At 76.6% G+C, this 12041-nt stretch carries 14 protein-coding genes; 5 read left to right on the plus strand and 9 right to left on the minus strand.

The window, feature by feature from the left end:
• Positions 1 to 9 precede the first annotated feature (9 nt).
• Together WJX68_RS05475 and WJX68_RS05480 are read left to right on the plus strand one after the other, a co-directional pair.
• Positions 10 to 210, plus strand: a complete 201-nt coding sequence (locus tag WJX68_RS05475; protein WP_340286599.1) for a hypothetical protein — start codon at positions 10 to 12, stop codon at positions 208 to 210.
• Between the two features lie 34 nt (positions 211 to 244).
• Positions 245 to 1177: a nucleoside hydrolase gene (locus WJX68_RS05480; protein ID WP_340286601.1), complete on the plus strand. Its 933-nt coding sequence runs from the start codon at positions 245 to 247 to the stop codon at positions 1175 to 1177.
• A gap of 13 nt (positions 1178 to 1190) precedes the next feature.
• On the opposite strand, the gene WJX68_RS05485 is transcribed toward WJX68_RS05480, so the two are convergent.
• The 9 genes from WJX68_RS05485 to WJX68_RS05525 all read right to left on the minus strand — a co-directional run bounded on the left by WJX68_RS05485 (position 1191) and on the right by WJX68_RS05525 (position 9134).
• Positions 1191 to 2669 (minus strand): serine hydrolase domain-containing protein, encoded by a 1479-nt coding sequence (locus tag WJX68_RS05485; protein ID WP_340286603.1) that lies wholly within the window; start codon positions 2667 to 2669, stop codon positions 1191 to 1193.
• 11 nt (positions 2670 to 2680) lie between these two features.
• Positions 2681 to 3175, minus strand: a complete 495-nt coding sequence (locus WJX68_RS05490) for an ArsR/SmtB family transcription factor (protein ID WP_340286605.1) — start codon at positions 3173 to 3175, stop codon at positions 2681 to 2683.
• Positions 3176 to 3217: 42 nt separating this feature from the next.
• Positions 3218 to 3880 (minus strand): helix-turn-helix transcriptional regulator, encoded by a 663-nt coding sequence (locus tag WJX68_RS05495; RefSeq protein WP_340286607.1) that lies wholly within the window; start codon positions 3878 to 3880, stop codon positions 3218 to 3220.
• A gap of 89 nt (positions 3881 to 3969) precedes the next feature.
• Positions 3970 to 4575, minus strand: coding sequence for a DedA family protein (locus WJX68_RS05500; RefSeq protein ID WP_340286609.1), 606 nt, complete (start codon positions 4573 to 4575; stop codon positions 3970 to 3972).
• Between the two features lie 130 nt (positions 4576 to 4705).
• On the minus strand, positions 4706 to 5359 hold the full coding sequence (locus tag WJX68_RS05505; RefSeq protein ID WP_340286611.1) for a response regulator: 654 nt from the start codon (positions 5357 to 5359) through the stop codon (positions 4706 to 4708).
• Entirely contained in the window at positions 5356 to 6531 is a 1176-nt protein-coding gene (macS, locus tag WJX68_RS05510; RefSeq protein ID WP_340286613.1) for a MacS family sensor histidine kinase, read from the minus strand. The genes WJX68_RS05505 and macS overlap by 4 nt, the downstream gene beginning before the upstream one ends.
• Positions 6528 to 7484: a class I SAM-dependent methyltransferase gene (locus WJX68_RS05515; RefSeq protein WP_340286615.1), complete on the minus strand. Its 957-nt coding sequence runs from the start codon at positions 7482 to 7484 to the stop codon at positions 6528 to 6530. Before WJX68_RS05515 ends, macS begins: the two co-directional genes overlap by 4 nt.
• Before the next feature lie 80 nt (positions 7485 to 7564).
• Entirely contained in the window at positions 7565 to 8344 is a 780-nt protein-coding gene (locus WJX68_RS05520) for an enoyl-CoA hydratase/isomerase family protein (protein WP_340286617.1), read from the minus strand.
• A gap of 19 nt (positions 8345 to 8363) precedes the next feature.
• Positions 8364 to 9134, minus strand: coding sequence for an ABC transporter ATP-binding protein (locus WJX68_RS05525; protein WP_340286668.1), 771 nt, complete (start codon positions 9132 to 9134; stop codon positions 8364 to 8366).
• Between the two features lie 100 nt (positions 9135 to 9234).
• On the opposite strand from WJX68_RS05525, the gene glgX reads away from it, so the two are divergent.
• From glgX to WJX68_RS05540, 3 genes are read left to right on the plus strand one after another with little or no spacing between them, the layout of a single operon-like run.
• Positions 9235 to 11253: a glycogen debranching protein GlgX gene (gene glgX, locus WJX68_RS05530; RefSeq protein ID WP_340286619.1), complete on the plus strand. Its 2019-nt coding sequence runs from the start codon at positions 9235 to 9237 to the stop codon at positions 11251 to 11253.
• A 31-nt stretch (positions 11254 to 11284) separates the two neighbouring features.
• On the plus strand, positions 11285 to 11518 hold the full coding sequence (locus WJX68_RS05535; protein WP_340286621.1) for an FmdB family zinc ribbon protein: 234 nt from the start codon (positions 11285 to 11287) through the stop codon (positions 11516 to 11518).
• A complete protein-coding gene (locus WJX68_RS05540; RefSeq protein WP_340286623.1) occupies positions 11515 to 12033 on the plus strand; it encodes a hypothetical protein in 519 nt (172 codons plus the stop codon). Before WJX68_RS05535 ends, WJX68_RS05540 begins: the two co-directional genes overlap by 4 nt.
• Positions 12034 to 12041: the final 8 nt, after the last annotated feature.

The following is a 12041-nucleotide window of genomic DNA, read 5'->3' on the forward strand; positions in this document are numbered from 1 at the left end:
GGCACCCGAGTGACCGAGCACCGCGCTCCCGACGACGGCACCGACGTCGGCACCGACGAGCTGACCGCCGCCGGTGGCGGCACCGCCCGCCACCTGGACCGCGACGGCGGGCCGCGGCCGGCCGCCGGTACCGACGACGCGGGCGTCACCGGCGCCGCCGCCCGCGAGCTCGACGCCGAGAACGAGGACGAGCCCACCCGCAGCGAGTGAGGTCACCGGGCGGGGCGTCCGTAGGCTCACCCCCGTGCCCCGCCCGCTGATCATCGACACCGACCCGGGTGTCGACGACGCCGTCGCGCTCGTCCTCGCCCTGCGCAGTCCCGAGGTGGACGTCCGCGCCGTCGTCGCCTCGTTCGGCAACGTCGGTCCCGACGCGACGCTCGCGAACGCCGGGCGCCTGCTCGCCCTGACCGGCCGCACCGATGTCCCGCTCGGTGCGGGTGCGGCCCGGCCGCTGGTGCACCGGCGCGAGCAGCGGGCCGGCCACGTCCACGGCGACGACGGCCTCGGCGGGCGCGCGTCGTCGCTGCCCGACCCGGTCGCCCCGGTCCCGGGCTCGGGCGTCGCACTGATGGCGCGGGTGCTGGAGGAGGCGGCGGAACCGGTCACCATAGCCTCGATCGGCCCGCTCACCGACACCGCGATCCTGCTGGCCGCCCGCCCGGACCTGACCGGGCGGATCGCGCGCGTCGTCGTCATGGGCGGGGCGATCGGGGGCGGGAACGTCACCACCTCGGCCGAGTTCAACGTGCACGCCGACCCGGAAGCCGCGCACCGGGTCCTCACCCAGGACGACGTGCCCGTCGCGCTGGTGCCGCTGGAGACCACGCTGGGCTGCGCCGCCGGGCCGGAGTGGCTCGCCGCGCTGCACGACGCGGACCCCGTGTGCACGGAGCTCGCCGCGATGATCGCGCCGTACCGGGACTTCTACCGGGGCCGCTACGGCCGCGACGCGGTCGCGCTGCACGACGCGACCGCCCTGCTGGAGGCCGTCGCGCCCGGGTCGCTCACCGCGACGCCGACCCCGCTGACCGTCGAGTGCGGCTTCGGCCCGGCCCGCGGCGCCACCGTCACCGGGCCGGGCGGCGGGGCCGGTGCCCGGCCGGTGGACGTGCTGTCCGCGCCGGACGTCCCGGCGGTGCTCGACGCCGTCCTGCGTCGGCTGACCTCGGCCTGACCGCCGGCCGGGCTCAGCCGGCCACCAGGGCCGCCACGACGAGCGCGCCGGTCACCACCGGCCCGGACCACGCCACCACCGGGCCCCGCCCCGCCGGGCGCAGCGGCAGTCCCCGCGCCCGGAGCAGCGCGACCACCAGCGCGGCCGCGACCGGCGCGGCGGCCAGACCCCACGCCCACCCGCCGACCGACGCCCACGGCCCCCGGTTCCACAGCAGGACCAGCCCGAACAGCGCGGTGAGCAGCCCGTCGGCCATCGGCAGGAGCGCCGCGGACCGCACGGCCCGGTGCAGGGCCAGCAGCGAGAACAGCGCCGCGATCCCGAGGACCGCCCAGGCGCCGACGCCCGCCCCGCCGTCGGGGACCCCGGTGCCGTGCAGCAGCGCCGTCGCGACCCGTTCGACGCCGACCGCCGTCGTCCCCAGCACGACGACGGCGCGCTGCTGCGCGCGGTCGATCGCGAGCATGCTGCTGAACCCTGCGGTGCCGCCGTTGTGCCAGGTGTGGGTCCGCACGGCCCCGTCGGGGCCGGTGGTCCGGTCGGTGATCCAGATCCAGCCGATCGACCGGTCCGGCCCGTCCGGCACGGCCGGGTCGAGCGCGGCCGTGCCCGGGGCGGCACCGGTGAGCTGGGCCTGCGCCCAGCGGGCCGTGTCGCCGATCGTCGAGAACGTCGACGTCCCGGCGGGCAGGTAGCCCTCGCCGGACCAGCGGACAGCGGGCCGGCCGTCCTCGCGGTAGCCGGTCAGCGCCTGGTCCGGCACGTCGGCGGCGGTGGGGGCGAACGTGGTCGCGGTCATCGCGAGCGGTCCGGTGACCCGGTCGCGGACCAGTGCCGGCAGGTCGGGCGCCCCGGTGGCGCGCACCAGGGCGGTCCCCAGCAGCGCGACGCCGAAGTTGGAGTACACCGAGCCCTGTCCGGGGTCGACCGCGACCTCGCGGGCGTCGTCGAGCAGCCGGGCGGTGGTCGTCGTCGCGTACGGGTCGCCGCGCAGCAGGGTCACGGCGAGGGCGCGGCCCGCGGCGGTCGGGCCGAGCCCGGGCAGCCCGGAGCGGTGCCGTGCGAGCGACCCGAGCGTGACACCGCCCGCCGGGGTGCCGGCGAGCTCGGGCAGGTGCCGGTCCAGACGGTCCTCGGCGGTGACCTCGCCGCGGGTGAGGGCGTCGGCGAACAGCGCGGCGGTGAACGTCTTGGTGAGCGAGCCGATCTCGAACCGGTCGCCGGGCCCGGGGGCACCTCCGCCGGGGCCCGCGGGGCCGAGCCCGGCCGTGCGCACCGACCCCGGGGTGACCTCGGCGACGGCGAGGGCGCGCAGGCCGTCGCGGTGCCCCGCGACCGCGCGGACCTGCTCGGCCAGGGCCGGGTCACCGGAGGTCTGCGGGCCCAGACGCAGCCGGTCGGGGCCGAGCAGCGCGCCGGCGAGGACGGCGAGGACCGCGGCCGCCGCGGCGGCGACGGCGACCACGCGGCGGGCCGGGACGGGTTCGGGCACGGCGGTTCCTCTCAACGGCGGGACGCGAGGACGGTGACCAGCAGCGGGACGACCCGGGCCACGGGGATCTCGTAGTGGCCGCGCCGGGTCGAGGCGAGCCAGCCCGCGGCGACGAGCTGGCGCAGGTGGTGGTGCAGCTGCCCGGTGGTGCCCACCGAGGGCTGTTCGAGCAGCTCCGCGGTGGTGGCGGTCCCGGTCAGCACGTGCCGCAGGATCGCCAGCCGCGCCGGGTGGGCGAGCGCGTCGAGCACGGCGGCCGCGCCGTCCCAGTCGCCGTCGACGAGGTCACCGGCCGGGCGGGCGTACTGCCAGCGCACCGGCCCGTGCCCGGCGACCTCGACGCTGCCGGTCAGCAGCACCGAGCCGGGCGCGCGGGCCTCCAGACCCGTCAGCGCCCACAGCGGGTCGTCGGGCTCCGACGGCGGCGCGGCGGGTCCGGCGGCCGCGCGCAGGCCGGCGACCGCCTCCTCCAGGGCACGCAGGCGCGCCTCGACGTCGTCGCTCACACCCGCAAAGTACGGAAGTACGTGTCAACGTACAAACGCTGGTCAGGCGAGCCCGAACTCGATCGCGTACCGCACCAGGGCGCCCCGGCCGGGGACGTCGAACTTGCGGAGCAGCCGCTGCACGTGGTTCTCCACCGTCCGCGGCGACAGCACGAGCCGCGCCGCGATCTGCCTGGCGGTGAGCCCCTCGACCACGAGCCGCAGCACCTCCGACTCCCGCGGGCTCAGCTCCGGGACCGCGTGCGCGGGGGCCGCGACCGACTCCAGGACGACGCCGGCGAGCCCGGGGGTGAACGCCGGGCGTCCCGCGGCGGCCGCCCGGGCCACCGCGGCCAGCTCGGCCGGGTCGGTGCCCGCGGCCACCCCCGTCGCACCGGCGCGGACGGCGTCGAGCACCCGGGCGTGGTCGGGCCCGGCACCCGCGACGGCGAGCACCGCGGCCCCGGGCACCCGGGCCAGCACCGCGGTGATCACCGCGGGGGCCGTGTCGGGCGGGCCGGTCAGCTCGACGAGCACGAGGGCGGGCCGGACCCGCTCGACGGCGGCCGCGGCGGCCTCGGCCGGAGCGGGAGCGGCCCGCGCGAGGACCTCCGTCCCGGGGGGCAGCGCCGGTGATCCCACCACCACGGCGGTGATCCGCTCGCAGTCGTCGTGCACGTCGTCCTTCTCCCACGTCCCGATCGTCCGGACGGACCAGCTTGCCATGCGCGCGAACGGATCGGGCCGTACGGAGGGAGAGGGCACGCCGGACCCGCGCGGGTTCGACGCGATCGGGTGGGGCGGGCGGGGCGGGGTCAGACGGCGGGCAGCACGCGGCGCAGGCGCAGCAGCGCCCGGGCCGCGGCGGCCGCGGTGGCCACCAGTGCGGCGAGGACGAACCCGGCGAGCACCGACATGAGCGGGTCGCCGTGGGTGATCGGCCCCACGAGCACGCCGATCCCGGTCATCCAGGTGCTCCACACCAGCGCGCTCGCCACCGTCGCGGGCAGGAACGCGCGCAGCGGCAGCCGGACCCGGCCCGCGGCCGACACGCTCGCGAGCCGGCCGCCGGGCAGCAGCCGCGTCGCCACCAGGGCGGTGACCGGGCGCCGGTGCAGGTGGCGCCGGACGAAGGCCCCGACGCCGTCGCCGCGGCGGGTGCCGCGCACCAGCGAGTTCGACGTGCGCCCCGCGCCGTAGAGCAGCGCGTCGCCCAGCAGGGACCCGACGACCGCGGCCCCGAACAGCGCCGCGATCCGCCACCGGTCGCCGTCGGCCAGCGCCGCGGCGGTCGCGCTGAACAGGACCGGCTCGCTGGGCAGGAACGGGAACGGCCCGTCGCACATCACGGCGACGGCCAGCAGCGGCACGAGCCAGGGGCTCTGCAGCAGGAACCCGATCAGGGCGGCCGGGTCGGTCACAAGCGTCTCCGTGGGTGGAGCGTCCGGGGGCGGGTCCGAGTGTGCCCGGCTCCGTGACCTGTTCGTGATGGGGGTGTCCCCCGTTACGGTCCGGGTCCGTTCACCGCAGCGGCGGTACCGCCCCCGGGACTCAGTCCGCGAGCCCCTGCTCGATCGCGTACCGGACGAGCTGGCTGCGGTTGTGCAGCTGCAGCTTGCGCAGGGTGTTCTGCACGTGGCTCTCCACCGTGCGGTGCGAGACCACCAGCTTCGCCGCGATCTGCTTGGCCGTCATGCCCTTGGCGACCAGGCGCAGCACCTCGGTCTCGCGGTCGGTCAGCGCCGGGACCGCGGGCGCGCCGTCGGCCGGGCGCGGGGCCTCGGCGAGGCGCCGGTACTCCCCCAGCACCAGGCCGGCCAGGCCCGGGGTGAACACCGCGACGCCGTCGGCGGTGCGCCGGACCGCGTCCAGCAGCTCCTCCACCCCGGCCGACTTGACCAGGTAGCCCAGCGCCCCGGCCTTCACCGCCTCCAGCACGTCGGCGTGCTCGCCCGACGCCGAGAGCACCAGCACCCGGCTGTCCGGGCTCTTCTGCCCGATCGCGGCGATCGCCTCGACGCCCGAGGTCGCGCCGAGGTTGAGGTCCATCAGGATCACCTCGGGCCGCACGGCGGTCGCGATCCGGACCGCGGCCGGCGCGTCGGCGGCCGTCGCGACGACGTCGAGGCCCCGCTCGGTGAGGTCGCGGGCGACCCCCTCGCGCCAGATCGGGTGGTCGTCGACGACCATCACCCGCACGCTCATGAGCCCTCCCTGGGGATCCGTATGACCCATTCGGTCCCGGTGTCCGGTCCGGTGTCGAGGGTCAGGGTGCCACCGGCGTCGGCGACGCGGCCGCGGATCGAGCGCGCCACGCCCATCCGGCCCTGCGCCTGCGCCTCGGCGAGCCGGCCGTCGGGGATGCCGGGGCCGTCGTCGCGCACGCTGACCTCGACCGCGCCGGGCACGTCCTCGAGCAGCACCCAGGCCCGCGCGGCGGGGCCCGCGTGCAGCGCGACGTTCGCCAGCGCCGCGCGGACCGCGCCCTCGACCTCGTCGACGACACCGGCGCCCAGCTCGACCGGGTGCGCCGGCGCGGCGACCGTGACCCGGTCCGAGGCGAGGATCCGCAGCGCCGCGGCGAGGTCGCGGCGGCCGGACGCGTCGGTCGTCCCCGGGCCGGACAGCAGCGCGCGCAGCGCGGTCTCCTGCTCCCCGGCGAGCACGCCGAGCTCGGTCGCGCCGCCCCCCAGCTCCGCGCCGCGGCGCTGCACGTGCGCGAGGACCTGCAGGACGCCGTCGTGCACGGCCCGGGTGAGCCGTTCCCGCTCGGCCGTGGCGGCCTGCTCGGCGGCCAGGCGGCGCAGCCGGGCCGCGGTGCGCTCCAGCACGTGCGCGGCGAACCCGACGGTCAGCCCGGCCAGCACCAGCAGCTGGATGTCGCCGAGCTCCAGCACCCCGAAGCGTTCCTTGGACAGCACCAGCGCCGCAGAGACGACCAGCGCCGCCGCGAGCCCGCCGCGGATGCGGTGCGCGACCGCGCAGGCCAGCACCGCGCCGGAGGTCCAGATGGAGCCCATGCCGGGGCCGCCGTCGTCGAGGTGGGCGGTGGTGACGATCCACGGCGTGGTCGCCATGACCGCGACGCACACCGCCAGGTCGGCGACGGCGAGCCCGCCCCGCCGGTCCGGGGCGCCGGGCAGCCCGCCGAGGTAGCCCCACGACGTCACCGCGGTCCAGACCGCCATCGCGCCCAGCACGGCGAGCGCGCCGAGCGGGCGCTCGTAGCCGGTGCGCAGGTGGTAGAGGGTCACCCCGGCGACGGTCACCAGGGTCAGCAGGCGGTAGGCGATGACGCCGCGCCAGAACGGCTCCAGCGGGTGCTCCACGTCGTCGATGCTGACCGACAGCGCGCCCCGCCGGGGCCGAATGCTCATCTCGGCTTCGTCCCGGTGATCAGCGCGTTGTAGAACCAGCTGCGCGGCACGACGTGGGTGAGCAGGTGTTCGTCGAGCCAGGACAGCCGCTGCCAGCCGTGGTAGGCGAACATCGCCCAGTTCCAGCCCAGCTTCCCGGGCGGGACGGCGGCCTCGAAGGTCCGCACCGGCCAGCCGAGCATCGCCGCGGCGAACTCCTCGGTGTGCGCGGCCACGCCCTGCGCCCCGGCCCGGCGCGCGGTGCGCTCCAGCTCGGCCGGGTCGAAGGTGTGGATGTCGACGACCGACTCCAGCGCGGCCGCCCGGGAGGACTCGTCGAGCTCGTGCTGCGGGCGGCGCCAGCCCCGCAGCGGCCCGAGCCGCGTCAGCGTGGTGGTCGCCTTCCAGGTCCACTGCCCCAGCGTGCGGGCGTAGGCGTCGCCGACGGTGGTGGGCTCCCCGGCGAAGACGAACCGGCCGCCCGGCTCCAGGACGCGCAGGACCTCGCGCAGTGCGGCCTCGACGTCGGGGATGTGGTGCAGGACCGCGTGCCCGACGACGAGGTCGAAGCTGTCGTCGGGGAACGGGATGTGCTCGCCGTCGACGACGGCGCCCTCCACCTCGAGCCCGAGGTGCTCGGCGTTGCGGGTCGCGGCGGCGACCATGCCGGGTGAGAGGTCGGTGACGACGCCGCGCTCGGCGACCCCGGCCTGCATGAGGTTGAGCAGGAAGAACCCGGTGCCGCTGCCCAGCTCCAGTGCGCGCAGGTAGGGGCGGCCGTCCCACGGGGCCGCGGCGCGGAAACGGCCGGCGGCGTAGTCGATGCAGCGCTCGTCGTAGCTGATCGACCACTTCTCGTCGTAGGTGCCCGCCTCCCAGTCGTGGTAGAGCACGTTGGCGAGCTTCGGGTCGTGCCAGGCCGCCTCGACCTGCTCGGCGGTGGCGTGCGGGGTGGGCGCCGGGTCCGAACTCATGAGTAGGAGTTTCGCAGAACACACCACCGCGCCCGCTCCCCGCCCGGGCCCGTCGCGCGGGCGGGCGGGGGCGGGACCGCTCAGCGGCCGGTGAAGGTGGCCTTGCCGGGGCCGTTCTCGACGAAGCTGGCCATGCCGGCCTTCGCGTCGTCGGTGGCGAACACGCCCGCGAACAGCTCGGACTCGATGTCCAGGCCGGTGCGCAGGTCGGTGTCGAGACCGTTGTCGATCGCCTTCTTGGCGGCGGCGTAGGCCAGGGCGGGCCCCGAGGTGAACTGCGCGGCCCACGCGACGGCGCGGGCGTGGACCTCGTCGGCCGGGACGACCTCGTCGACCAGGCCGATCGCCAGCGCCTCGTCGGCCTTGACCATGCGGCCGGTGTAGATCAGGTCCTTCGTGCGGCTCGGGCCGATCAGGCGCGCGGCGCGCTGGGTGCCGCCGCCGCCCGGGAAGATGCCGAGCAGGATCTCGGGGAAGCCGAGCTTGACGTTGTCGCCGGCGATGCGCCGGTCCGCGCCGAGGACGACCTCGAGGCCGCCGCCGAGGGCGTAGCCGGTCACCGCGGCGACGGTCGGCTTCGGGATCGTGGAGATCGCGCCCAGCCCGGCGGAGAGCCTGCGGGCCTGCGGCGCCATGTCGGAGTACGACATCGACGCCATCTCCTTGACGTCGGCGCCCGCGGCGAAGGTCTTCTCCCCGCCGTACACGACGACCGCGCGCACGTCGGCGCGGGTCGACGCCTCGTCCGCCACCTCCAGCAGCTCGCCCTGGATCTGGCGGTTCAGGGCGTTCATCGGCGGGCGGTCGATCCGGATCGTCCCGACGCCGGCGTCCACGGACAGGCTCACGAATTCGGTCACGACGCGGACCCTAACCCGATCAGTCGCGCCGGTAGGCGGTGAACCGGCCGCCCGCGCGACGCTCCACGGTCAGCGGCAGCCCGAACGTCTCGCTCAGCGGCCCGGAGGTCATCACGTCGTCGAGCAGCCCGGCGGCGACGACCCGGCCGTCGCGCAGCAGCATGCCGTGGCTGTAGTTCGGCGGGATCTCCTCGACGTGGTGGGTGACCAGCACCGACGCCGGGGCGTAGGGGTCGTCGGCGAGGTCGGCGAGGCGGGTGACCAGGTCCTCGCGCCCGCCCAGGTCCAGGCCGGCGGCGGGCTCGTCGAGCAGCAGCAGCTCGGGGTCGGTCATCAGGGCACGGGCGATCAGGGTGCGCTTGCGCTCGCCCTCGGACAGCGTGCCGTAGGCGCGGCCGGCGAGCGGGCCCATCCCGAGCTGGCCGAGCAGGTGCTCGGCGCGGCCGGTGTCGTCGCCCTCGTACTCCTCGCGCCAGCGGCCGAGCACGCCGTAGCCGGCGGAGACCACGACGTCGGAGACGATCTCGTCGCCGGGGATGCGGACGCCGAGGTTGGCCGAGGTCAGGCCGATGCGGGTGCGCAGCTCGAAGATGTTGACCCGGCCCATCCGCTCGCCGAGCACGTACACCGTGCCCGAGGTCGGGTGCAGCTCGGCGCCGGCCAGGCGCAGCAGCGTCGTCTTCCCGGCGCCGTTCGGGCCGAGCACGACCCAGCGCTCGTCGAGCTCGACCCGCCAGTCGACGGCGTCGAGAAGCGTGGTGTCACCCCGGCGGACGGTCGCGGCGTCCATCCCGACGACCAGGTCCTCGTCGTCGATCGGGGTGAGCGGCGATGTGACACCGGGCGCGGCGGGGGTTCGGGGCGAAGTCACCCCCCTATCCTGGCCGACCGTGCCTGTCTTCCCGCTCGGTGCCCACCCCGACGACCACGGGACCCGCTTCGCGGTCGCCTCGACCAGCGCCGAGACGGTGGAGGTCTGCCTGGTCGACGGCCCGGACGGCGGGGACGGCGCGCTGACCGAGCGCCGCGTCGAGCTCGCCGAGCACACGTTCGGCGTCTGGCACGGGCACGTGCCCGGGGTGCGTCCCGGCCAGCGCTACGGCTACCGGGTGCACGGGGAGTACCAGCCGTTCCGGGGGCTGCGCGCCAACCCGCACAAGATCCTGGTCGACCCCTACGCGGCGCGGGTCACCGGCACGGTCACCGACGTCGTCGCGGCCCGTGGCTGGCACGGCGACCCGATGTCCGGGCAGCCCTCGACCGTCGACTCGCTCGGCGCGGTGCCGCTGTCGGTGGTCACCTCCACCGACGCGGCGCCGCGCCCGCCGCGCCCGGACGTGCCGTGGTCGGAGACGGTGGTCTCGGAGATCCACGTCCGGGGCTGGACGATGCGCCACCCGGAGGTGCCCGAGGCGCACCGCGGGACCTACCTCGGGCTCGCGCACCCGGTGGTGATCGCGCACCTGCAGCGCACCGGCATCACCGCCGTGGAGCTGCTGCCGGTGCAGGCCAACGCACCGGAGCCGCCCCTGCTCGAGCGGGGCGCGACGAACTACTGGGGCTACGCGACGCTGGCGTTCCTCGCCCCGCACCCCGGCTACGCCTCGGTGCCCGGCAACGAGGTCGCCGAGTTCCGCTACCTCGTCGACACCCTGCACGCGGCCGGCATCGAGGTGGTCCTCGACATCGTCCCCAACCACACCTGCGAGGGCGGGGTCGGCGGCACGACGCTGTCCTACCGGGGGCTGGACGCGCCGGCGTACTACTCGCTGGGCGGGTCGGGGCACGACGCCGACATCACCGGCACCGGCAACACCCTGGACGCCGGCTCCCCGACGGTGATCCGGCTGGTCTGCGACGCGATGCGGCACTGGGTGCACGCCTACGGCGTGGACGGCTTCCGCATCGACCTCGCCTCGGTGCTGGGCCGTCCCCGCTCGGGCCCGTTCTCGCCGGACTCCGCGCTGCTCACCGCGATCGCCCAGGACCCGACGCTGTCGACCTGCAAGCTCATCGCCGAGCCGTGGGACGCGACCGGCGAGGGCTACCGGGTCGGCGGGTTCGGCGTGGCCTGGTCGGAGTGGAACGGCCGCTACCGCGACGCGGTGCGCGACTTCTGGCGCGGGCACGGCGGCGTCGCCGAGCTGGCGTCGCGGCTGACCGGCAGCTCCGACATCTACCAGCTCTCCGGGCGCCGGCCGTGGGCCTCGGTCAACTTCGTCACCGCGCACGACGGCTTCACCCTGCGCGACCTCGTGTCCTACGAGCGCAAGCACAACGAGGGCAACGGCGAGCAGAACCGCGACGGCACCGACGACAACCGCGCGCAGAACCTCGGCGTCGAGGGCGAGACCGACGACGCGGGCGTCCGTGCCGCCCGGCTCGCGACCGCCCGGGCGATGATGGCGACGCTGCTGCTGTCCATCGGCACCCCCATGATCACCGGCGGCGACGAGCGCTGGCGCACCCAGGGCGGCAACAACAACGCCTACTGCCGCGACGACGAGACGTCCTGGGTGGACTGGACGGCCACCGACGAGACCGCCGCGATGGAGGCCTTCACCGCGAAGGTCACCGCGCTGCGGCGGGAGTCGCCGGTGCTGCACCGCGACCAGTTCTACGTCGACGGCGAGGTCCTGTGGTGGGACCCGTCGGGACGGCCGATGGAGCCGCACGACTGGCACGACGGCGGGCGCCGCACCCTGGTCGTGCTGCTCGCGGACTACTGGCTGCTGCTGCTGCACGCCGGGGACGCGCCCGCGGACTGCGTGCTGCCCAGCGAGCACGGGTTCACCCCGGTGCTGGACTCCACGACCGCCGACGGGACGCCCGCCGACCCCGCCCCCGTCGAGGCCGGCGCGACCCTGGTGCTGCCGCCCCGCTCGGTGCGCCTGCTGCGGAGCCGCTGACCCGGGTCCCGCTCGGCGTACGCTGCGCGCCATGCCGCGTTACGAGTTCCGCTGCCGCAGCTGCGCGACGACCTTCGAGGTGGACCGGCCGATGGCCGCGTCGTCGGAGCCCGCGGACTGCCCGCAGGGCCACGGCGACACCGTCAAGCTCCTGTCGACCGTCGCGCTCGGCGGCCGCGCCGGGGGCGGCGCACCGCGTCCGGCCATGGCCCCCGCCGGCGGCGGGGGCTGCTGCGGCGGCGGATGCTGCGGCGGCCGAGGGTGACCACGACGGGGCGCGCGGCCGCGGTCGTGCCGGCCTGCCTGCTGGCCGTCCTGACGGCGGCGTGCTCGGCCGCGGCCCCACCGGCCCCGGTGCGCGACGCCGGAACGGTCCCGGCCCCCACCGCGTCCGCCGTCGCGTCGGCCACCGCGGCCGCCACCACGGACGCGGCCGACGGCCGGGTGATCGTGCTCGGCCGCCCCGGCGGCCCGTACGCGCGCGGGCTCGGCACCGCCCGCCCCGCGCTGGTCGACCTCGGCGGGGCGAGCTCGACCGGCATCGTCGAGGGCCTCGCCTGGGACGACTGGGGCGGCCCGACGGCCACCGGCACGGGTACCGCGGCCTACGCCGCGCCGGGGCAGGCGCTGGCCACCGCGACCCGCGAGCGCGCCACCGTCGTCGCCGCCGACCCGGGCGACTGCGGCGGGCGGCTCGCCTACCGCACGCTGACCTGGTACTTCCCGCAGCACCACGAGGTGCCCGGCGCCCACACCCCGCTGGACGTCTGCGGGCCCTGAGCCGCGCC

Source organism: Pseudonocardia spirodelae (assembly GCF_037727765.1).
Lineage (GTDB): Bacteria > Actinomycetota > Actinomycetes > Mycobacteriales > Pseudonocardiaceae > Pseudonocardia > Pseudonocardia spirodelae.

Excerpts from the sequence above, each read along its gene's own strand:
- WJX68_RS05495 (WP_340286607.1), bottom strand. The coding sequence starts at position 3,880 with ATGGCAAGCTGGTCCGTCCGGACGATCGGGACGTGGGAGAAGGACGAC.
- WJX68_RS05505 (WP_340286611.1), bottom strand. The coding sequence starts at position 5,359 with ATGAGCGTGCGGGTGATGGTCGTCGACGACCACCCGATCTGGCGCGAG.
- macS (WP_340286613.1), bottom strand. The coding sequence starts at position 6,531 with ATGAGCATTCGGCCCCGGCGGGGCGCGCTGTCGGTCAGCATCGACGAC.
- WJX68_RS05515 (WP_340286615.1), bottom strand. The coding sequence starts at position 7,484 with ATGAGTTCGGACCCGGCGCCCACCCCGCACGCCACCGCCGAGCAGGTC.
- WJX68_RS05525 (WP_340286668.1), bottom strand. The coding sequence starts at position 9,134 with ATGGACGCCGCGACCGTCCGCCGGGGTGACACCACGCTTCTCGACGCC.
- WJX68_RS05535 (WP_340286621.1), top strand. The coding sequence starts at position 11,285 with ATGCCGCGTTACGAGTTCCGCTGCCGCAGCTGCGCGACGACCTTCGAG.